We start from the raw sequence: 22,383 nt of genomic DNA, 5'->3' as shown, positions 1-22,383 counted from the left end.
GTGCACGCACCACCCACTTAACGGGGTCGGGTCCGCACCACCAGCACCGACCGCTCGGCATAGCGGACCACGGCGTTGGCCACCGTGTCCAGGAAATGGCCGGCGCTGGACTGGCTGCCCACCACCAGCAGGTCGAAGTCTTCGTCATGGGCCATTTTCAGGATGGCCTCGGGCACGCTGCTGCGCTTGACCAGCCGCACGTCCCGGCCCATCCCGTGGCGCTCCAGGGTGGCCAGCCAGCGCTGGACCAGCTCCGACAGGTGGGTGTTCTGGCTGAGAACAGATTCCAGCGAAATGTGTCCGCTGTGCCCATGGTCGTCTTCCGGCGCCAGGTAGGTGGCCGCCGAGGGCGGCACCACATGCAGGACCGTCAAGGCGCTGCCCAACACCTGGGCCAGCCCGGCGGCCACGTCCACCACGGCCCGGTCATCCACGGCGGCGCAGGCCAGAATCCGCCGAAACCGGGTCGGCGGGTTCTTGACCATGAGCACCGAGGTGGGCGCATGTTGCACCAGCCGCTGGGCCGTGTGGCCAATGGCCGTGGCCGGCCCCGCGCCCCGATCCCGGAAGGGGCCGATCACCAGCAGGTCCCCAGGATTTTGGTCCAGGTAGTGCAACACCTCTTCATCGGCGAAGCCCACCAGGGGGATGGTTTCTGCCCGGGGTTGGAGGGGGGCCAGCAGCCCGGCTGTGTCGGCCATGATCTTCTGGTTGTGGCTTACCCCATCCCGCTCGCTGCCCACCACCAACACCCGCAGATGGGCATCCAGCGTCTGGGCCAGCTCGACAGCCACCTGCACCGCCCGTTGGGCCAGAGGGGTACCGTCGGTGGCCGCCAGCAGCTGCAGATGACCGCCCTGGCCCAGACGCCGGGCCAACTCTTCGCCCGGCGTCAACAGGGGCGCCGTTCCCTCGGTCGGCCGCATGAGCAGCACGGGCACGGGCACGCTGCGCACCACCCGCTCTGCCACGCTGCCCAGGACCAGCCGCCCCAGCCCAGAGCGGCCATGGGTAGCCATGGCCACCAGGTCCACACCTTCCTGGCCCACGAAGTCGATGATCCGTTGCGCCGGCTCGCCGAACTGCACCTGGACGCTGACGCTGTAGCCTTCCTGCCGCAACAGGTCGGCATCCCGGCGCAGTTCGGCCAACAGCTCCTGCCGGTAACGCTCGTACTCGTCGGTCAGGGCAGCCACCTGGGTGTCCAGGGCCTGGCGGTATGTTTCATAGGAAGCAGCCAGGGGCGAGACTTCCACCAACCCCGCCGGATGGGCCGACTCGTCCGCAGCGGCTGGCGGATAGGCAGCCCGGAAGAGAATCAGGCTCACATCGTCAGGGTCGAAGAAGTCCTGCACCACCCGGACGATCTGACGGCTGAAGTCGGAGCCGTCCAGGGGGATGAGGATTTTGCGCTTGTTCATCCTGTCACCTCCTCCGGGGGCTACGCCGGTTGCCCACGCCAGCCGCCTCAGTGCAGAAACATGCCGGTGGGATCCGGGCGCCAGGACTGGAGGACCTTCATGTAGTTGGCCCGCTCAAACGCAGCCGGCTCGGCCACGTTCTGCTGGCTCATGCTGCCCTGCATCTGGCGCACCGATTCATACTCGTGCTCTTCCATCCAACGGCGGAGCTCCTCCACCACCTGGCCGATGCGCTCCACACCGTTGCGCAGCAGCTCCGACGCCATCATCATGACCCGGGCGCCGGCCATGAGCCCCTTCAGCACGTCTTCGTGGGTGTGAACGCCGCTGGTGATGGCGAAGTCGATGGGCACGCGGCCGTAGAGGATGGCCACCCAGCGCAGGGGCAGCCGCAGCTCGTGGGAGCTGCTGAGGACCAGGTTGGGCACCACCTCCAGATGCTCCAGGTCGAAGTCCGGCTGGTAGAAGCGGTTGAAGACCACCAGGGCATCGGCGCCGGCTTCGTGGAAGCGTTTGGCCATGTTGGCGAAGGCGCTGAAATAGGGGCCCACCTTCACGGCCACCGGGATGGAGACGCTCTGCCTCACGTCCCGCACCACGTCCACGTACATCTGCTCCACTTCCTGCCCGGTCATGTTGGGGTCGGTGGGGATGTAGTAAATGTTCAGCTCCAGGCCGTCGGCGCCCGCCTCTTCGATGTGGCGGGCGTACTCGATCCAGCCGCCGCTGGAGACGCCGTTCAGGCTGCCGATGATGGGGATGTCCACCGCGGCCTTGGCCCGCTGGATCAGCTCCAGGTACTCCTGGGGCCCCACGTTGTAGGTCTCCATCTCGGGGTAATAGCTCAGGGCCTCGGCAAAGCTTTCGGCGCCGTAGCTGAGGTAGTGATCCAGGAGGTGGCTCTCGGCGGTAATCTGCTCTTCGAAGAGCGAGTACATGACGATGGCTGACGCCCCGGCATCCTCCAGGCGCCGGATCTGGTCCAACCCCTGGGAGAGGGGTGAGGCTGACGGAACAACGGGATGTTTAAGGGTCAGGCCCATATAGGTAGTGGTTAAGTCCATGGGTGAAACTCCCTGTGGATGGGTGATGCGTGGTGGTGGTGCGTGGTACGCGCATCAGGGCTTCATGACCCACCCGACAGCCCGTTGCTTGACGCACCACGCACTACGCCCGACGTCACAAAACCGTGTATGCCTTGCGCCTGTCGCCCATTCCTCAGGCCGACGCGGGTGCTTCCGCGGCCACCGGCGAGCGGGCCAGCTCTTCGTAGCGGCGCCAGCGCTCCCAGACGGCCTCCTGGGCGGCCTGCAGGAGCCGCTCCGCGGCCTCGGGGTCGGTCTGGGTCAACATGCGGTAGCGGTTCTCGTTGTAGGCATAATCCTTCAGCGGGATCCGCGGGGCTTTGGAGTCCAGCTGCAGCGGGTTCTTCCCCTCGGCTTTGCGCCGGGGGTCGTAGCGGTACAGGGGCCAGTAGCCGGACTCGGTGGCCAGGCGCTGCTGTTCCATGCCCTTGGCCATGTTGATGCCGTGGGCGATGCAGTGGCTGTAGGCGATGATGAGGGAGGGCCCCGGGTAGGACTCGGCCTCCAGGAAGGCCCGCACCGTGTGGGCGTCGTTGGCGCCCATGGCCACCTGGGCCACGTAGACGTTGCCGTAGCTCATGGCCATCAGGCCCAGGTCCTTCTTGGCCGTGGCCTTGCCGCCGGCGGCGAACTTGGCCACCGCACCCAGGGGGGTGGCCTTGGAGGACTGGCCGCCGGTGTTGGAGTAGACCTCGGTGTCCAGCACCAGGATGTTGACATTGCGGCCGCTGGCCAGGACATGATCCAGGCCGCCGTAGCCGATGTCATAGGCCCAGCCGTCGCCGCCCACGATCCAGACGCTCTTGCGCACCAGCTTGTCGGCCAGGCTGAGGAGATCCCGGGCTTCCGCCGCCAGGGGGCCATCGGTCAGGCCGGTCAGCTTCTGCTTGAGCACTTCCACCCGGGCCCGCTGGGCCTGGATCTCCGCCTCGTCCGCCTGTTCGCTCTGGAGGAGGCCGTCGGCCAGCTCGTCGCCGATGACGTGGCGCAGGCGCTGGACCAGCTCGGCCGCGTACTCGGCCTGCTTGTCCAGGGTCAGGCGCATGCCCAGGCCGAACTCCGCGTTGTCCTCGAAGAGGGAGTTGCTCCAGGCGGGGCCCCGCCCCTCCCGGTTCACGGCCCAGGGGGTGGTGGGCAGGTTGCCGCCGTAGATGCTGGAGCAGCCGGTGGCGTTGGCGATGATGGTCCGGTCGCCGAAGAGCTGGCTCATGAGCTTGAGGTAGGGGGTCTCGCCGCAGCCGGCACAGGCGCCGGAAAACTCGAACAAAGGCTGCAGGAGCTGGACATTCTTGACGTTGTTGAAGCGAAGGGTGTCCACGTGGGGCTGCTCCGGCAACTGGAGGAAGAAGTCCCAGTGGCGCCGGCCCTGTTCCCGCAGGGGAAGCTGGGGCTCCATGTTGATGGCCTTGCGGCCGACCGCTCGCTTGTCCTTGGCCGGGCAGACCTCCACGCAGAGGCTGCAGCCGGTGCAGTCCTCCACCGCGACCTGCAGGGTGTACTTCTTCCCGGCCAGCTCCCGCCAGCGGGCGTCGGCGGACAGGAAGCCCTCGGGCGCATTGGCCAGCTCGCTCTCATCCACCACCTTGCTGCGGATGACCGCGTGGGGGCAGACCAGCACACACTTGCCACACTGGATGCAGATGTCCGGATCCCAGACCGGCACCTCCAGGGCGATGTTGCGCTTCTCCCAACGGGTGGTGGCGCTGGGGTAGGTGCCGTCCACGGGCAGGGCGCTCACCGGCAACAGGTCGCCCTCGCCGGCCAGCATGGGGGCGGTCACGGTCTTGACGAACTGGGGCGCCTCTTCGGGAACCACGGGCGGCATTTCGATGGTGCTGGTGGCCCGGTCCGGCACGGAAACCTGGTGCAGGTGGGCCAGGGCTGCATCCACCGCGGCGAAGTTCTTGCGCACGATGACCTCGCCCCGCTTGCCGTAGGTCTTGCGGATGGCCTGCTTGATCTGGGCGATGGCCTCTTCCCGGGGCAGCACGCCGCTGATGGCGAAGAAGCAGGTCTGCATGATGGTGTTGATGCGCACGCCCAGCCCCAGCTCCGCCGCCACTTTGTAGGCATCGATGACGTAAAACTTCAGCCGCTTTTGGATGATCTGCTCCTGGACGGGGCGGGGCAACTGGTCCCACACCTCGTCAGGGCCGAAGGGGGCGTTGAGCAGGAAGGTGGCGCCGGGGGCCGCCGGCTCCAGCACGTTGAACTTCTGCAAAAAACCGAACTGATGGACGGCGACGAAGTTCGCCCGCCGGATCAGGTAGGTGCTTCTGATGGGGCGCGGGCCGAAGCGCAGGTGGGAGACCGTTCGCGCCCCGGACTTCTTGGAGTCGTAGACGAAGTAGCCCTGGGCGTAGTTGGGCGTCTCCTCGCCGATGATCTTAATGGAATTCTTGTTGGCGCTCACGGTCCCGTCCGAGCCCAGGCCCCAGAAGACCGCCCGGACCACATCGTCGGGTTCGATGTCGAAGTTGGGGTCGTAGTCGATGCTGGTGTGGGTAACGTCGTCCACGATGCCCACGGTGAAGTGGTTCTTGGGCCGCTCTTTGTCCAGTTCGTCGAAGATGCCCTTGACCATGGCCGGGGTGAACTCCTTGGATGAAAGGCCATAGCGGCCGCCCACGATGCGGGGCATGGCGGTGAAGGGCGCCTCGCCGCTGGCCATCCCTTCGGCCACGGCCGTCACCACGTCCACGTAGAGGGGTTCACCCGCGCTGCCAGGCTCCTTGGTGCGGTCCAGCACCGCGATCCGGCGTACTGTGGGGGGCAAGGCCTGGAGCAGATGCGCGCCCGAGAAGGGGCGGAAGAGACGCACTTTGACCACGCCCACCTTCTCTCCCTGGCGCATCAGGTGCTCCACCGTCTCCTCCACGGCCCCGACGCCCGAGCCCATGAGGACGATCACCCGCTCCGCGTCGGGCGCGCCCACGTAGTCGAAGAGGTGGTAGTGCCGACCGGTCAACCGGGCGAACTGGTCCATGGTCTCCTGGACGATCTGGGGGGTGGCCAGGTAGAAGGGATTCACCGTCTCCCGGGCCTGGAAGAAGACATCCGGATTCTGCGCGGTGCCGCGGATGAAGGGGCGATCCGGCGACAGACCCCGGGCTCGATGGGCCCGCACCAGCTCGTCGTCGATCAGGCTGCGGATATCGTCATCGCTGAGCTTCTCGATCTTGTTGATCTCGTGGGACGTGCGAAAGCCGTCGAAGATGTGCAGGAAGGGCACCCGGGCTTTCAGGGTGCTGGCCTGGGCGATGAGGGCCAGGTCCATCACTTCCTGCACCGAGTTGGAAAAGAGCATGGCCCAGCCGGTGCTGCGGGCGGCCATGACGTCGCTGTGGTCGCCGAAGATGGAGAGGGCCTGGGCCGCCACGGAGCGGGCCGCAATGTGGAAGACGGTGCTGGTCAGTTCCCCGGCAATTTTGTACAGGTTGGGGATCATGAGCAGCAGGCCCTGGCTGGCGGTGAAGGTGGTGGTCAGAGAGCCGGTCTGCAAAGCGCCGTGGACCGCGCCGGCTGCCCCCCCTTCGGACTGCATCTCCACCACCTGTGGGCGGGTCCCCCAGATGTTGGTCTGGCCGTGGGCGCTCCACTCGTCGGCCAGTTCCCCCATGGGAGAGGAGGGCGTGATGGGGTAGATGGCAATCACTTCGTTGGTTTTATAGGCGACGTAGGCCGCCGCTTCGTTGCCGTCAATCGTCACGCGTTCACGAACCATTTCAATTCTCCTGGTATGACTCCACTGTAGGAACCACAGAGTTCACAGCCACCCACGGCGGGCCGGAGACCCGCCCTACGTATCCGTGGCATCCAATCCACGCGGATGGCGGCCCCTGTCGTAGGTGCGGCCTCCGGCCGCACGGTGGTGCCCGGAAAGGCGCCGGTTCCCGTAGGGGCGGGCCACCGTGCCCGCCCGCTGTCGCCAGCCCCGGACAGGTGCAGGGACGGCGACGGCTGCGCAGCCACGAGCTGAACCTACGAAGGGACGGCCGTCGTGGATTGCATCTGTAAATTGGAAAAAACCTTGGACCGATGATTTCAATCATCGGCTGGCACACATCAAGTGCGTTGAAACGCACTCAACGGGGCGGATTGCACCCGGCTTTCAACCGTTTTGAACGATCGTTACACTTACCGCACATCCAGGACGTGGTCGCCCAGGGCTTCCAGGCGGGCGAGCAGAGCCTCCTTTGGGATGCCGGCTACTTTGATCAGCACCCGGGCGTGCCCCTGCTCGTCCGGGCGAAAGGTGCCCACACTGACCAGCCGGCCGTCCAGTTCTACCAGGGCCTGGAGCAGGGCTGCCAGGGGCATCTGCCCCGGCGGCATGGCCAGCACCAGGCGCAGCCCGGGTACATCGCTGCCCAACATTTCGGAAAATACTTTGAAGATATCGGTCTCGGTGATGACCCCCAGCACGTGGCGCGCCTGGTCCACCACCGGCAGCCCACCGATCTTGTGCGCCACCATCAGCCGGGCGGCCTCTTCGATGGGGGTGTCCGGAGTGACCACGTGCACCTGCCGGGTCATCAGCTCGCCGACGGTCAGCTTGGACAGGAGGTAGTTCAGCTCCCAGATGTTCAGGGAAGTCGCCGGGGACGGCGCGGCGTGGAGGAGATCTCGCTCGGAAACGATGCCCACCAGGCGCTGGCGCCGATCCACCACCGGCAGCCGCCGAAAGCGGTGCTGCTGCATGAGCTTGAGCGCCTCCTGAAAGGGCAGATCCGGCTCCACCGTCACGGCCGGCGTGCTCATCCGATCCTGAACCAACATGGCCCCAGCTCCCTTTCTTCCCATCCACGGGGACGAGAACCGACAACGCCCCGGGCTATTCACCACCTTACAATAAAAAATCCCCAGATGCGCCCGGCATCTGGGGAGAATCAAAACTGGTCAGCGGGTGAGTCCGCCCCCTGGCCAGTTGGCCAGGAATGTCCTGGGGCTATCCCATCCCTGGAATCAGAGGGCGCCACCAGGGGGTGCCGGCCAACACGGCCAGCAGCGAGAGGGTGTACCAGATGGCGCCGACCCGGAACCGTCGGGCATCTCCGGTAGCCCGGCGGACCATCACCGAGCCCACATGGGCCAGGATGACGGCCACCAGCATGAGGGAGAGATGCTCCACAGCGAAGAAGCGCAGCTCCGATGACTGCATTACGCCGCTGAAGTTGACGAAGACCTGGCGGGTCAGCGGACTCAGGACGAAGTAGAGCAGCAGCCCCAGCAGCAACTGGATGTCCATGCCGATGGTGTACCAGAGGGTGGCCCGCCGGTCCGCCTCGGTCCACGCCCGCCCCTGGGTGAGCCCGGTATAGAGGCGCCACAGGGCATAGAGGGCGGCCAGCAACACCAGCCACCGCATCAGGTTATGGAGATCCCGCACGCCGATATAGGCCATGTTCATGGATGGATACACTCCTTTGTGCCGTGATTGTTTGTACAACCGTTGAATGACGCCAACTCCGCCCTATCATATCATGGCCCCGGGCGGAAGCCCGAACCGGCTCCCGCGTGGGGAAGAGGCACAACGGCATGGCCCAACACCATGAGCCCTTCTGGCTCTGCGCCCGCCGATTTAACCGCCCTTTACACCCAAATCAACCGGGGTATAACAATTGCTTCACCCCCGCCAAACAGCCAGCGCCCGCATTGGTCCGCCAGAGCCCCTTGAAATGCCAGGATCCATTTTGTACCATAGTTCACGAAGTGGTTCCTGGGTTCAGCCAACAACGGCGCGCCAGAACTAGAACCCGGCTGAATTCCAAAAATTATGACAACAAGGAAGGATGGAGAAAAGTTTCATGAAGATTCCGCAACGCTGGCTTCTGGCAACCTTGCTGCTGGCTACGCTGGCCCTGGCCGCCTGTGCCGCAGAAAGCCCGACAACCAGCGCTGAACCGTCACCCGTGCCCCCCACGGCCACGGCTGCTCCCGCCGAGGCTCCCCACGCCGGGCATGAGGAGTCGGCCGAAACCCACGAAGAGACCCACGAAGAGACCCACGAAAGCGAGCCGGCCCACGGCCCCGTTGCCGTGGTGGTGCGCCTCTACCAGATGGAGGGACACTTGACCAGCAGCCGTGAGCTCTGGGAAGCCGGCGACCCCATGGCTGGCGCCCACGCCGCCCATCCCCTGAGCGAGCTTTTCCCCGCCGTCGAGGGTGCCCTGGTAGAAGCAGGCGTAGACACCCAGGCCCTGCTGGATGCCCTGACCGCCCTGCCCCAGCTGGTGACCGAGGCCGACGCCGACCCGGAAACCGTGGCTGCGAGCTATGACCAGGCCCGGGAAGCTATCGAGGCAGCGGCGCAGCAGGTGGCCGGAGAGGCCTTCGGCTCGCCAGCCTTCACCGCCCAGGTCATCGCCGGCCTGCTGAACGGCGTGGCCGCCGAGTACGGGGAGGCCGTCCAGAATGGGGAGCTGGTGAACGTGGAGGAATATCAAGATGCCTACGGCTTCCTCCAGGTGGCCAAACGGCTCCACGATGGCATCCAGGCGGAAACCGAGGCCCGCAATGCCGGGGAGGCAGAAGAGGTGGCCCACGCCTTCCAGGAGCTGGACGAGCTCCTGCCCCAGGCCCTGCCGCCCGATGTGGTGGTGGAAGGCATCATGGTGGCCAACGAAGTGCAGGAAATCGTGTCCGAGCTGAGCCGGATCTACGAATTCCAGGTGGTCGAGAGTTCCACCGCAGAGACCCTGGCCTTCATTCAGGAGCAGCTGGACGCAGCCCTGGCCGCCTACCAGGAGGGCGACGCCGACCAGGCCTATGAGCGGGCTGCCTCCGCCTACCTGGACGGCTTCGAATACCTGGAAGCGCCCCTGCTGGAGCAGAACGCGGAACTGGTAGAGACCCTGGAAATCCAGTTCAAGCGCCTTCGGGATGAAATTCAGGCCGGCGCTCCCCTGGACGACCTGCAGGCCCTGGTGGAAGAGATCCGGGCGGACCTGGAAAAGGTGCGGGAGATCCTCGCCGATGTTTCCTGAAGCAGTTTTCTGAAATCCATGCACCCCATTCCTCCTCTTATCCTCCTCTCCCGGACGCCGGGGCGGTGTGAGATCTTCCACGCCGCCCCGGCGTCCGTCGGAGGCGTGGCGACCAGGCGAATTGATTCAGCCGCCGACCCAGACGGAATGGCGCCGCATCTGCGGATGCTTACGCCGCACAGGGGCGACCCTCGCGACGCGGCGTCGGCACCTGCCTTGAAGAAATGGGACACGGATGGGTAGGTCCGGTCTCCTGGCCGGACATCCGCACCCAACGGGACGGGAACCCATGGCACGCAGGTAAAAGTAGTGAGATGAGCGATGAAAGGAAATCAAATCATGAAAAACCGGTGGCAACAGCTGGTGATGTTGGTGGCCCTTCTCCTGGCCCTGGGAGCGGGCGTGGCCCATGCCCAGGGCCGCCCGGCTGAAGTGGGCCAGGGCGAAGTGGACGTGGCGGCCGAGCTGCAGGCCATTGACACCCTTCTGCAACAGGCCATGCGGGCCTACCGCCTGGGCGATTACGAGGACGCCTACCGCCTGGCCCGTTCCGCCTATCTGGATCACTTCGAGGCGGTCGAGATCCCCCTGCGCGCCCTGGATCCGGACATGACCCTGGAGTTGGAATACCAGTTCGCCGAGATGCGCAACCAGATGAAGGTGGGTGCGCCGGCGGACGAAGTGGAAGCCCCGCTGGAGGCCATCCGGGCCGGGCTAAATCAGATCGACGGCATGTTCAGCGATGAAGGCTTCATCACGCCGGCGGTGGTCTTTGGCGCAGCCTTCGTCATCATCCTGCGGGAGGGCATCGAGGCGGTGCTGGTGCTGGCCGCGCTCCTGGGCTACCTGCGCCAGGTACCCGGCGGCGCCGCCCATCGCCGATCCATCCTCACCGGCGTCGGCCTGGCCCTGGCCATGACCGCGGCCACCTGGGCCCTCTTCCGCTTCGTCTTCCAGGTGGCGCCTGTCACCCGAGAGCTGCTGGAAGCCGGGGTCTCCTTTGTGGCCGTGGGCCTCCTCTTTTGGACCACCTTCTGGCTCTCCCGGCGACTGGACCATCGCCGCTGGCTGGAATTCCTGCAGGCCCGGGCGTGGGAGGCCCTTTCCCAGGGGCGCGCGCCTGCACTGATGGGGCTGGGGTTCAGCGCCGTCTACCGGGAAGGGCTGGAGACGGTGCTCTTCTACCAGGTACTCTTCAGCCTGGGCCCCCAGACCCAGGGTGCGGTCTGGTATGGCCTGGGGCTGGGATTGCTGGTGCTGGCCGTGGTGGCCTGGTTCATCCTCCAGTCCGGGCGCCGGCTGCCGGTGGGCACCTTCCTGCGGGGCGCGGTCTTCATGATGGCCCTGCTCTCGGTCTTTGTGGTAGGCAAAGGGGTGCGGGAACTGCAGGAGGCCGGCTTCCTGGATGCCACCCTGATCCACGCCCTGCCGCGCCTGCCCCGGGCCCTGGCCGAGTTTACCGGCTACCACCCCACCGTGGAAACCCTGACCGCCCAGGCGCTGCTGCTGGGCATCTACGGCGTCAGTCTTTTCCTGGAACGCTGGCAGCGGACCCGCGCCCTGCGAATGGTGCGGGAGGAAGTGACCCCGTGAAGACGAGGATGCCCACGTTGCAGACGAAGGTAGGGAGCCCATGAGGCGGGTGCGCATCGGCATCGACGTGGGCGGCACCTTCACCAAAGCGGTGGCGGTGGACGCCCTCAGCTTCGAGCTGATAGGGCAGGCGGTGGTGCCCACTACCCACGGCGCAGACGAAGGCGTGGCGGCCGGCGTCGTGGCTGCGCTGCACCGCCTGCTGGAACGGTACACCATTGCGCCCGAGGAGGTGGCCCTGGTGGCCCACAGCACCACCCAGGCAGTCAACGCCCTGCTGGAAGGGGATACAGCCACGGTGGGCATTCTGGGCATGGGCCGGGGGGATGACGTGCTGGAAGCAGCCCGACGAACCCGGGTCGATACCATCACCCTGGCGCCGGGCAAGGTGTTGCGTACCCTTCATCTGTTCATCGACACTACCCACGGCCTCCCCCCGGAAACGGCCCAGGCAGCCGTCGCCCGTCTGGTGGACCAGGGCGCCCAGGCCATTGTGGCCAGCGAGGCCTTCAGTGTGGAAGATCCCCGCCATGAACAGACGGTGTTGGCCGTGGCGGCAGAGATGGGCATCCCCGCGGTGGCGGCCCATCAGCTCACCGGGGCCTATGGGCTGGAGGTGCGCACGGTCACCGCGGCCATCAACGCGGCCCTGCTGCCCCGCATGTTGGAAACCGCCATCCTGGTGGAGGAGAGCCTGCGCCGCAGCGGCCTCCACGCCCCCCTGATGGTCATGCGAGGGGACGGGGGGTTGGCCGACATCGAGACCATGCGCCAGCGCCCCATCCTGACCCTCTTCTCAGGACCGTCGGCCAGCCTGGCGGGTGCGCTGCTGGCGGGACACGTGGTCTTTGCCGCCTTCCTGGAAGTAGGCGGCACCAGCAGCAACATCAGCCTGATCCGCCACGGCATGCCCACCCTGCAGCACGTGCGGGTCATGTCCCATCCCACCTGTGTGCAGGCCCTGGATGTCCGGGTGCAGGGGGTGGCCGGAGGCTCCATGATCCGCCTGGGCACGCGGGGTCCCCAGGACGTGGGTCCCCGATCTGCCCACATCGCCGGCCTGCCCTACGCCTGTTTCGACCCGCGCCTGGCGGATGCAGGGCAGCTGCGCATCGAAACGGTGGCACCCACGCCGGGCGACCCGGACGACTATGCCGCCCTGGCCGATGGGGAGGGGAACCGTTGGGCGCTGACCCTCACCTGTGCGGCCAATGCCCTGGGACTTGTGCCGCCGAATGCGTACGCCCGGGGAGATCGTCCGGCGGCCCAGCGGGCGTTCCAGGTATTGGGCCACCACTGGGGCATTCCGGGCGAGGAGGCGGCGCGCCGGGTACTGAACAGGGCCGCCGACCGGGTGGCAGAGGCCATCCTCCTCCTGGTGCGGGAATACCAGGTGCCCCGGGATCGCCTGGTGCTGGTGGGTGGTGGCGGTGGCGCCGGCGCGCTGGTTCCTGCCGTGGCGGAGCGGCTGGAGGCACCCTATCGGCTGGTCCCCCACGCGGAAGTCATCTCCTCCCTGGGGGACGCCCTGGCCTCAGTGCGGGAGGTGGTGGAGCGGCCCAGGGGTACCGGTGAAAACGCCCAGGAACTGGCCCGGGCGGCCCGGGCCGCAGCTGTGCGCGCAGGGGCTGCGCCGGACTCCATCAGCGTGACCGTGGAACAGGACGAGGAGCGAGGGGTGATCCGGGCGGTGGCCACCGGCCACGCGGCCCTGATGGCGCCGGCCCAGGCCGCCCGCCTCTCCCCCCAAGAGGCCCAACGGATTGCGGCAGAGGGCCTGGGCGTGGCCGTGGAACGCCTGCAACAGGTGGTGAACAGCGACACCTTTCACGTCTTCCGGGCGCCCCGGCGCTGGCTCCGTGGGCCCCGCCTGGCCGTGGTGGACGTCCGGGGGGCGGTCCGCACCTGCTCCGGCAACGCCCAGGTACTGGCCGGGACGCCATCCCAGGTTCTGCAGCAGGTTACCGAAGCCCTGGCGGGTAACATCCTGTGGCGGGAGCTGCCGGACGTGCAGCTGTTGGTGGACGGCCAGTGGATCCACGTCTCCCAACCGGAGGCTACCAACAGCCAGTTGCTGGACACGCTGCGCACCATGCTGGAATCCCTGGACGAGCAGGAAGTCATCGCGATTGTGGGAGGGTGAAGATGACCATCTATCGGGTGGAAAAACAGCCCTGGTATGTGCAATACCGGCTGCCGTTGGCCGGAGCCGGGATCCTGCTGCTGGTGTTGCTGGCCGGAGCAATCCTGTGGCGAGGCCAGGAGGAGGCCAGCAGGGAGCCCGAGGCCGTCCTGGCATTGAAGGAGTCAGCCCAGGGTCTGGAAGTTTTCGCCATCGAATACCCCCAGGCGGGAGAAGGGGTCGAACGCCAGGGGGCCGAAGCGGTGTTGGGCCGAGCCCTGGCCCGCTACGAGGAGGCGCGGCCCTGGCTGGCAGCCCGCGACCCCCAGGTGGAAGCCGAGCTCAGTGCCCTGCTGGCGCAGGTGCAGACGCTGGTGGAGGCCCACGCCTCTCCCGAGGAGGTGGTCCCCCTGGTGGAACAGGCCCGGGATCAGCTGCTCCAGGTGACCGCGACGGGCGGGGCCAATTGAGGGTCACCAGTACGTAGGGCGGGCCCCTGGCCCGCCGGAGGTGACCGGCTCTGCGGGATACCGGCGTCCGCAGGATCCTGACGGCATCGGGCGGGCACGGGGGCCCGCCCCTACGGGAGATGGTCGCCTCCCTGGCATCCGCCGGGGGCGTGGCACCACTGTGCGGTTAAAAACCGCACCTGCGAACACCGGCGCCCTCTGCCGTAGGCGCAGCTCGTAGCTGCGCATCCGCCGCCATCCCTTCACCTGCCTGGGTCCGGTACCATCGTGTGGTTAAAAACCGCACCTACGAACACCGGCGCCCTCCGATCACCCCTACTGGGTCGGGGCGCCCCCTTCGGGTGGTACTTCTGGCGTCTCATCGCCTGCTCCGGCCTCTGGGGTGGCTGTGGACGGCTCTTCCGCTGCCGGTGTAGCCGTGGCCGTCGGTGTGGGCGGCTCAGGCGTGGCCGTGGGCGGAACCGGTGTGGCCGTCGGTGTGGGTGGCTCGGGCGTGGCCGTGGGTGGAGCCGGTGTAGGCGTCTCGGTGGGTGTCGGGGTGAACGTGGCCGTGGGCGGAACCGGTGTGGCCGTCGGTGTGGGCGGCTCAGGCGTGGCTGTGGGTGGAGCCGGTGTAGGCGTCTCGGTGGGTGTCGGGGTGAACGTGGCCGTGGGCGGAACCGGCGTGGCTGTCGGTGTGGGCGGCTCAGGCGTGGCTGTGGGTGGAACCGGTGTAGGCGTCTCGGTGGGTGTCGGGGTGAACGTGGCCGTGGGCGGAACCGGTGTGGCCGTCGGTGTGGGTGGCTCGGGCGTGGCCGTGGGTGTGGATGTCATAACATCATCGGAGGGGACCTCGTTGGAAGTCCCCTCCGATGATGTCGGGGGATTGTCCGGTTGTGCTGCCGTGGCTTCCGGGGGCGGTGACGTGGCCGTCACCGCCCCTTCCACAGATGCGCCGCTGACCGCGGCCTGGTATTCGAAGACTGCGCTGGCCTGTACGCCGAAATCGTTGGTGGCCACAATCACCAGGATGGGCCCCGAAGCGATGGGGCTGCCATCTGGCCACTGGGATGGCATGGCGAAGGACATGCCGAAGTTGCCGAAGCGGTCGGTCACGGTGGTGGCGTAGCGCTCCGACTGGGCCAGGGGCGCGCCGCTGCTATCGAAGCGGGCCAGGAAGACGCTCACCGTGGTGTTAGCCGGGAAACCGCTGCCGCTCACCGTCACCTGGGTACCGGCACCGCCGGAAGCCGGGTTCACGTCCGCGTAGGCGTTGGGTGTGGCCGTGGGCGGAGGCACCGGCGTGGTGGTCGGCGTGGGCGTTGGGGTGGGGGTCGGCGTGGGTGGCGGCGGGGCCGGCACCGTGTAGCGGAAGATTGCCCCAACCTGGACGCTGAAATCATCCACCGCCACCACCACGGCGAGCTCTTCACTGGTGATGGGGCTGCCATCCGGCCAGTGGGAGGGCATGGTGAAGGACATGCTGTACCGGCCCTGGCGGTCGGTGGTGCTGACTGCGTAGCGCTGGGCGTTGCTGCCCCGGCCGATCTGGCTGTCCAGGGTGCCCAGGTAGACGCTCACGGTGGTGTTGGCCGGGAAGCCGTCACCGCTCACCGTCACCGTGGTCCCCGCGCCGCCGGACGCAGGCGCCAGGTTGATAGACGGATTGGGCGCCACCACGAAGTAGTCGAAGTCGGCGCTGGCCCGGGCGCTGAAATCGGCCGTGGCCACGAGCACCACCAGCTTGCCGCTCTCGATGGGCGAGCCATCCGGCCACTGGGACGGCATGGCGAAGGAGAGCTGGAAGTTGCCGTTGCCGTCGGTGCGGGCCGTGGCGTAGACGTGGGGCTGGGTCTCGGCCAGGGCACTGGCACCCACCAGGCCGGCCAGATGGGCATTCACCCGGGTATTGGCCGGGAAGCCGCCGCCGCTCACCGTCACCACCGTCCCTGGGCCGCCGGATGAGGGCGACAGGGAGGCGTATGGGTTGGGCGCTACAGTGGGCGTGGGTGCCCGGTAGGTGAAGGAGGCGCTGGCCCCCAGGCTCAGGTCGCTGGTGGCCACGATCACCACCAGGCGGCCGGGCTCAATGGGCGTGCCGTCAGGCCACTGGGCCGGCATGGTAAAGCGCATGGCGAAGTTGCCTCGCCGGTCGGTGACGGTGGTGGCGTAGATCTGGGCCGAGGTGCCCCGCAGATCGCTGGCACTCACCACACCGCCCAGGTAGGCGTTGACCGTGACGTTGGCCGGGAAGCCACCGCCTGTCACCGTCACCTCCGTGCCAGCGCCACCCACGGCCGGCACCACATCCGCGTAGGGGCTAACGGCCCGCGGGGTGGGGCTGGGCGTCGGGGTGGCTGTGGGCGTCGGGGTGGGGGTGGCCGTCTCCGACAGGCGCTCGTACCAGACCTCCACCCGGGCACCGCCGGTCCGCTCGTAGTACTCCACCTTGATGCGGTGGCGGCCGTCCAGGTTCACGTCGGCCGTGTAGAGCTCGTCGCCCCGGCTGTCGTGCCACTCGTTGATGATGCGGTTGTCGTCCACATAGACCCGCACGCCGTCATCGGCCCGGGCGTAGAAGCGGTAGCGACCAGCCTCGAAGGTGATGCGCCGGGTCCAGCGGGCCGAGAAATTGTCGCTGGGGATGCGGGAATCGGGCGAGCCGGTGCCCCAGTTGAAGTCGATCTCCCGATCATTGCGCACCACCGCGGGGCTGCCGTCCAGGCCCCGGTTAGGCCAGTACTCCCCTTTCCAATCCGGGAAGTCGCTGGGCTCGCTGATGCGTTCCCAGGCGATCTTGGCCCGGGCATCGCCCATGTTCTCGTAGTACTCCACCCGGACGGTATGCCAGCCGGCATCGATCCAGAGATCCCGGGCCACTTCCCGCTCGCTACCATCCCGCCACTCGTCGATGATCAGGTTGCCGTCCAGGTAGACCCGCATGCCGTCGTCCACCCAGATGCGGAAGCGGTAGTTGCCGCTATCGAAGTAGACGCTCCGGGTCCAGCGGACGGAGAACTGGTCGGCCGGGAAGCCGGAGGCCGGCGCCGAGCGGCCCCAGTTGAAGTCCAGGGTGGGGTCGTTGCGCACAAAGCGGGGTGAGCCGCTCAGATAGCGGTTGTCGAAGTACTCCCCGCGCCAGTCGGGGAAGTCGCCTTGCTGTTCCCACCAGACCCGGGCCCGGGCCAGTTGCTGGGCCTCGTAGAATTCCACCCGGATGAAGTGGGAGTCGCCGCTCAGTTGGATGTCCGCGGTGTAGGTCCGGCCAGACGCCGCGTGCCACTCGTCGATAAGGAGCTGGCCGTCTACCCAGACGCGGATGCCGTCATCTGCCTCGGCATAGAAGCGGTAGGTGCCTGCGGGCAGAGACAGGGAGCGGACCCAGCGCACCGAGAAGAAGTCGGCGGGGATGCCCGCAGCCGGCGATCCGTAGCCCCAGTCGAAGTTGATCTCCGCGTCGTCCCGGATCAGGAAGGGCGCGCCGGCCAGGTTCTGGTTGCGGTAGTACTCGCCGCGCCAGCCGGTGATGACCGGCGGACGGGTCGGCGTGGGCGTGGGGGTCGCCGTCACGGCCGGCGGTGTGGGCGTCGGCACCACGGGCGCGTCCGCCCGGTAGTCGGTATAGGCCCGGGCCACCCAGCCTTCCGTGCCGTCGGGGAGGCGCACCCAGAGCCAGGATCCGCTGGCGTTCTGGCCCAGGACCCGCAACGGCGTGCCCCGGCTGACGGCGCGCACCACGGGATAGGCGGTGGAGGGGCCCATGCGCACGTTCAGGGCATAGCTCACCACCCGGGCCACGTCGGAAGCGCCCGCCTGGACGGTAGTTGGCGTAGGTGTGGCCCGGTAGCCGGGCGCCTGGGCCGGCGCCGACACGGTAGACGTCGCCGTCGGGGATGTGGCGGTGGGCGTACCGGTGGCAGGGGCGGCCGTCCCCTCGGTGACGGTGAAGGTCGCGGTGGCTCGCTTACCCGTCTGCAGGGAATAGGCCAGGAGGTTCACTTCACCGGGCGCCGCCCATCGCTCGTCCAGGGGATAGAGGAAGGACGCGTTGAAGCGGCCCTCGCCATCGCTGGTGACGATGGCAACGGTGGCCTCCACAGGCTCGCCCTCCTGCTCATCCTGGAGGTTCACATAGACCACTTCGTTGGGTTCCCAGCCGGCGCCGGAGACAAAGACGGTGGTTCCCGGCGGACCGCTGACCGGTGCCACGGCAATGGCTGGCACCCGTTCAGACGGCGGCTGGGGCGCAGGCTCTTCGGCCACGATGGGCCGCACAGTACAGCCAGCCAGCAGCAGCACGGCCACCGCCAGCAGCAGCCATCCAGCGCGGCCGGGCAGGCGCGCGATGGGTGAAACAGAGGGAATCAGGTTGAATGGTGGGTGAGCAGGTCTCTTCATAGATGGCAGTCCTTTTTGGATCCACACCAGAACGAGCCGTCATGCCGCGAAGATGATGTGCATGATGTCACCTGAAGAGACGTCACAGCCAGGCCCCTTGTTCCACCAGAATGGCAAATTTTATCCACAGATTGCCCAGATGCCACAGATTTTGGCAGGCATGTACGGCGGGCCGGAACACCATCGGGCGGGCACGGGGGCCCGCCCCTACGGGAGATGGTCGCCTCCCTGGCATCCGCCTGGGGGCGGCACCATCGTGCGGTTAGAAACCGCACCTACGAACACCGGCACCCCCTGCCGTAGGCGCAGCTCGTAGCTGCGCAGGCGCTGCCCTCCCTTCAACCGCCTGGGATCTGGCACCATCGGGCGGGCACGGGGGCCCGCCCCTACGGGAACCGGTGTCCTCCCGAGACGGTGGCGCTTTTTCAGCGAATCAGAGCCAGCAACAGCCCATTGAGGAGGCCCAGGGCAATCGGCCCGATCAGCGCGGCCAGCCATCCTCCCCGCAGGCGGAAGCCGTCCACCAGGGCCGCGGCCAGCCAAAAGATGATGGCATTTAGGACGAAGGTGAAAAGTCCCAGGGTCAACACAGTGATGGGAAAGGTGAAGAAGGCCAGCACAGGCCGCACGAAGGCGTTCAGCAGCCCCAACACCAACGCCGAGACCAGAGCCGTGCCGAAGTCGTCGATCTCAATTCCCAGCGGCAACTTGGACAAAATCAACAGGCTGACCGCCGTCACCAACCAGGTCACGATAAAATGGGTGAGCATCCAGCACCTCCTTTTTCCTATTTCCTATTTCCTATTTTGGCTGATAACATACGATATGGAATCAATCCACCGATTCCACAGGTGAACATAGATTTTTCGGAGAAAGAATCCGGAGCATGGCGATCTCTGCCAGCAGGCCTGAAGACGAAGGACCAGAGACGACGTTCTGTCTCCGGTCCTTCGTCGTTGAGTCTACGCCGGCCCCCGCCGGGCGGAGACTCAGTTATCGCTCTGGGAGCGAATGAGGAGCAGAGGCCGGTCCGCCTGATTCAGGACGCCAGCGGCGATGCTGCCGTAGAAGACCCGGGCCAGGCCGGTGCGACCGTGGCTGGCCATGGCGATCAGGTCCACCTGCTCTCGCTCGGCCACGTCCAGGATGGTGCGCACCACCGGGCCCTGCTCCACCACCGCCTGGGCTTCGATCTTCTTCTCGCGGAACTCCCCTTCCAGGCCGGTCAGGTAGGTTCGGGCTTCATTCACCCACTGTTCGGCCAGCTCGGCGTCGTAGTAGGGTACCATGTCGTAGGGCGTCACCAGGGACGCGGCCGGTTCGATCACCTGCAGGAAAATCACCTTCGACTGGAAGGCGTGGGCCATGGCCTCCACATGGGGCAGAATCATCTCTGCGCGCTTGGAGCCGTCCAGTGGGACGAGGATGGTGTGATACATGAGCCCCCCTTGTCATTGCTCATTGTTGTCAATTCAAGGTTGTCGATTCAAGGTTGTCGATTCAAGGTTGTCGATTCAGGGTAAAGACAGATCCAAAGGGTCAAAGGACCGCCTGGGCCAGGGCTTCCAGCCCGTCCAGGTTGTCCAGGTCCAGCCATTGGAGCATCACCCGCTGGGCGCCGGCTTCGGCCAGGGCGCCCAACTGATCCACCACGGCCTGGGGCGTGCCCACCACCCGGCCCTGGGCCCGCAGCTCGTCCGCCGGGCGGCCATCCAGGACCCGGGCCAACTCCCGGTCGTCCCGGCCGAAGAAGAGGCCGGTCATCAGGGAGCGGCGCACGCTTTCAGGGCGGCGCCCCTGGGCTTCCAGCAGGTGGTCCAACTCCCGGTTGAGGGCGGCATAGCGCTCCGCCGTCAGGAAGACGCCGTTCCACTCATCCGCGTAGCGGGCCACCAGGGGGAGCGTTCGCTGCCGGCCGTTGCCGCCAATGAGCAGGGGCGGCCCGCCGGGCCGTTGGGGCCGGGGCAGGAGGATGGCATCCTGGAGCCGGTAAAAATCGCCCTGGAAGCTCACCGGCTGGTCGCTGCGCAGCAGGCGAGTGATCACCTCCAGTCCCTCTTCAAAGCGGGCGAAACGGGCCGGCATATCCAACAGATCGAAGCCGAAGTTGGCATGTTCCCGCTCCTGCCAGCCGGCCCCGACGCCCAGGGTGAGACGCCCGCTCGAGAGGTCGTCCACATCTTTGGCCATGCGCGCCGTGAAGACCGGATGCCGGAATGAAACGGGCGACACCAGGGGGCCGAACTGGATGCGGGAGGTGTGGCTGGCCAGCCAGGTCAGGGAAACCCACAGTTCCAGGGAATCCAGATCCGGCGGCTGGGGATTGGTGAAGTGGTCGGAACGGTAGAGGCCGGCAAAACCCAACTCCTCCACAGCGCGGGCGATGCGCTGAAAACGGGTCCAGTTCAGGCCGTTCTGGCCTTCCAACATGATGGCAACATCCATCTTTCCGTCCTTTCATGGGGTGATTCGTCTGTGGTCCGTCGCGCCTGGGGCGGGCTCAGCGGTCCACCGCCGGCAGCGCCCCCCGCACCTGGGCGATGAGGGGGTCGATCTCCCGGATCTTTTGATACTCCTCGTCCCAGAATTCCTGGCTGGCCATGCGGCGGATGTAGTCCGGCTCGTAGCCGAAGCGGGTCCAGAGGGCTTCCTTCATCTCCTGGAGGCGGGCATGCTGACCCGGTCGGTTGAGGTCCACGATCTCACCCAGGCTGGCACCCAGGAACGCTGCCTTGGCCCACAGCTCCAGCTGGTCGTCGTCGGGCTTGCCGCCGTTGCGGGCGTAGAGGGCTTCCTGCACCGAGGGATAGCGGTCATAGCCGTCGGTGGCGATGGTGACCACGTTCTCCTGGGGCCCCAGATCCAGGTAGCGGGCCGTCTTGATGGCGCCAATGATGTTGCAGATGCCGCTGGGGCCAAATTGATCCACCAGGCCGCGGGCTGCCTCCTCGGGCACGCCCAGCCGCTCCACCAGCACCCGGGTACCGGACTGGATGACCTCCATGCCCCGCACGGTGTCTTCATCGTGGACCAGCATGAGCAGGTCGGTGTTGAAGACGTTGTGGATCAGGGTGACCATCTTATCGCCGATGCCCTCGATGCGGTGCTGCCCCTGGCCACCGTCGTAGAGGGTGCTGCACTCCCGGGGCTCCAGGGCCACCACTTTGCTGTCCGGCCACAGGCTTTTGACGTAGTCGCCGGCGGCCAGGGTGCCCGCGCTGCCCGGTGCGCTGACGAAAGCGGCCACCCGGCCGTTGCCCAGGTCCCGGGCAGCTTTCACCACGGCATCGCCGGTGACGTGGCGGTGGAAGCGATAGTTGGGCAGAAGCTCGAACTGGGCCAGGACCACGTACCGATCCGGCTTGCTCACGTACTCGCTGTGGGTCCGCTCCAGGGTCAGGATCACATCCGACTCAGTGCCGGGGGTCAGGTCCAGGTCGCCGCCGTACTTGCGGATGCGCTCGTAGCGCTCCTTGCTCATGTTGTCCGGCATGACCACCACCGCCCGGTAGCCCTTGAGCTGGCTCACATACGCGGTGCCGATGCCGAAGTTGCCCGTGCTGGGGCCGATGACTGTCTTCTGGCCCGGGCGCAAGCCGTTCAGGGCCTCCTCCTCGGCCAGGGTGGCGTAGGCCGGTCCCACCTTCATGCTGCCGCTGGGGAAGGAGCGACCCCGCAGGACGATGATGTTGGCCCGCACGCCGGTCAGCTCCCGGGGCAGGACGATGCGGTCCACGGCATCTCCGGTCTGCTTCCAGTTGATGTTGAAGAGGTTGAGGGGGTTGAGCTCATCCTGCCGGGCCTGGTTGGCTGCAGCCCGCAGCGCCGGCGGCAGGAGCAGCGGGTTCTGCATTTCGCTGTAGGTCGGCCCGGGGACAATGGCTACGTTCATGACGATCTTCCTTCCTGGTCGATTTGGGTCTGGCGTGGTCAGTTTAATGCCGCTTAGTGGCGGCGTCAAGCTGTTGAGGGATCCTGGATGTATTTCACTTTCGCCGGTTAGAGGACCCTGCCCGGGTTGCTTCCCGGCCTGTGGACGAGCCGGGCCATCGTAGGGACGCTGCTTGCTACTACCACATCGTAGGTCCGGCCGGGAGACCGAACAGGGGTGCCTGCACCTCTGTCACGCAAGGATGCGTGACCTGCGTACCACACATTACTCAGGCTCCATGGGTCTACTTCCGCCGGGCTATACCAGAGACCCTATGGTTCGCTCATTCTTAGGATGGTTTGACGGAATCGGCGCAGAGCCTGGCGTAGATCTCTGTCGAGAAGTCCAACAAGGCGAGGATGCGCTGTTGCACCTCAGACAGAGGGGTCAGATGACGA

14 protein-coding genes are annotated in these 22,383 nt (G+C 66.7%); 4 read left to right on the top strand and 10 right to left on the bottom strand.

The genetic code is table 11. The features are described from left to right. Positions 1-17: 17 nt before the first annotated feature. From FKZ61_RS15145 to FKZ61_RS15125, 5 genes are all read right to left on the bottom strand, one after another. Complete coding sequence (locus tag FKZ61_RS15145) at positions 18-1,421, bottom strand: universal stress protein (protein ID WP_141610971.1); 1,404 nt, start codon at positions 1,419-1,421, stop codon at positions 18-20. Between the two features lie 47 nt (positions 1,422-1,468). Then, positions 1,469-2,485: a dihydroorotate dehydrogenase-like protein gene (locus tag FKZ61_RS15140; RefSeq protein WP_141610970.1), complete on the bottom strand. Its 1,017-nt coding sequence runs from the start codon at positions 2,483-2,485 to the stop codon at positions 1,469-1,471. A gap of 154 nt (positions 2,486-2,639) precedes the next feature. Beyond that, the gene (gene nifJ, locus FKZ61_RS15135; RefSeq protein WP_141610969.1) at positions 2,640-6,230 is read right to left on the bottom strand and encodes a pyruvate:ferredoxin (flavodoxin) oxidoreductase; all 3,591 of its coding nucleotides are present in this window, start codon (positions 6,228-6,230) and stop codon (positions 2,640-2,642) included. A gap of 413 nt (positions 6,231-6,643) precedes the next feature. Then, the gene (locus tag FKZ61_RS15130; protein ID WP_141610968.1) at positions 6,644-7,285 is read right to left on the bottom strand and encodes a CBS domain-containing protein; all 642 of its coding nucleotides are present in this window, start codon (positions 7,283-7,285) and stop codon (positions 6,644-6,646) included. A 169-nt stretch (positions 7,286-7,454) separates the two neighbouring features. Continuing rightward, complete coding sequence (locus FKZ61_RS15125; protein ID WP_211358582.1) at positions 7,455-7,916, bottom strand: hypothetical protein; 462 nt, start codon at positions 7,914-7,916, stop codon at positions 7,455-7,457. Between the two features lie 397 nt (positions 7,917-8,313). On the opposite strand from FKZ61_RS15125, the gene FKZ61_RS15120 reads away from it, so the two are divergent. The 4 genes from FKZ61_RS15120 (at position 8,314) to FKZ61_RS15105 (ending at position 13,677) form a co-directional block, all read left to right on the top strand. Beyond that, entirely contained in the window at positions 8,314-9,492 is a 1,179-nt protein-coding gene (locus tag FKZ61_RS15120) for a hypothetical protein (protein ID WP_170199789.1), read from the top strand. Positions 9,493-9,831: 339 nt separating this feature from the next. Next, entirely contained in the window at positions 9,832-11,085 is a 1,254-nt protein-coding gene (locus FKZ61_RS15115; protein ID WP_141610967.1) for an FTR1 family iron permease, read from the top strand. Between the two features lie 40 nt (positions 11,086-11,125). Next, the gene (locus tag FKZ61_RS15110) at positions 11,126-13,228 is read left to right on the top strand and encodes a hydantoinase/oxoprolinase family protein (protein WP_141610966.1); all 2,103 of its coding nucleotides are present in this window, start codon (positions 11,126-11,128) and stop codon (positions 13,226-13,228) included. A 2-nt stretch (positions 13,229-13,230) separates the two neighbouring features. Then, the gene (locus tag FKZ61_RS15105; protein ID WP_141610965.1) at positions 13,231-13,677 is read left to right on the top strand and encodes a hypothetical protein; all 447 of its coding nucleotides are present in this window, start codon (positions 13,231-13,233) and stop codon (positions 13,675-13,677) included. Positions 13,678-13,992: 315 nt separating this feature from the next. Here the strand turns inward: FKZ61_RS15105 and FKZ61_RS24040 are convergent, their stop codons facing one another. The 5 genes from FKZ61_RS24040 to FKZ61_RS15080 form a co-directional block, all read right to left on the bottom strand. Next, a complete protein-coding gene (locus tag FKZ61_RS24040) occupies positions 13,993-18,054 on the bottom strand; it encodes a PA14 domain-containing protein (RefSeq protein WP_211358581.1) in 4,062 nt (1,353 codons plus the stop codon). Between the two features lie 425 nt (positions 18,055-18,479). After that, positions 18,480-18,824, bottom strand: a complete 345-nt coding sequence (locus FKZ61_RS15095) for a phage holin family protein (RefSeq protein ID WP_141610964.1) — start codon at positions 18,822-18,824, stop codon at positions 18,480-18,482. A 219-nt stretch (positions 18,825-19,043) separates the two neighbouring features. Next, positions 19,044-19,493 (bottom strand): universal stress protein, encoded by a 450-nt coding sequence (locus FKZ61_RS15090; protein ID WP_141610963.1) that lies wholly within the window; start codon positions 19,491-19,493, stop codon positions 19,044-19,046. Between the two features lie 100 nt (positions 19,494-19,593). After that, a complete protein-coding gene (locus FKZ61_RS15085) occupies positions 19,594-20,499 on the bottom strand; it encodes a TIGR03560 family F420-dependent LLM class oxidoreductase (protein ID WP_141610962.1) in 906 nt (301 codons plus the stop codon). Between the two features lie 55 nt (positions 20,500-20,554). Beyond that, positions 20,555-21,946, bottom strand: coding sequence for a PLP-dependent cysteine synthase family protein (locus tag FKZ61_RS15080; protein ID WP_141610961.1), 1,392 nt, complete (start codon positions 21,944-21,946; stop codon positions 20,555-20,557). Positions 21,947-22,383 lie beyond the last annotated feature (437 nt).

This window comes from Litorilinea aerophila (genome assembly GCF_006569185.2).
In the GTDB taxonomy this organism is placed as follows: Bacteria; Chloroflexota; Anaerolineae; order Caldilineales; family Caldilineaceae; genus Litorilinea; species Litorilinea aerophila.
Note: the sequence above shows the minus strand (reverse complement) of the source record. Positions and strands in the feature narration are given on the sequence as shown.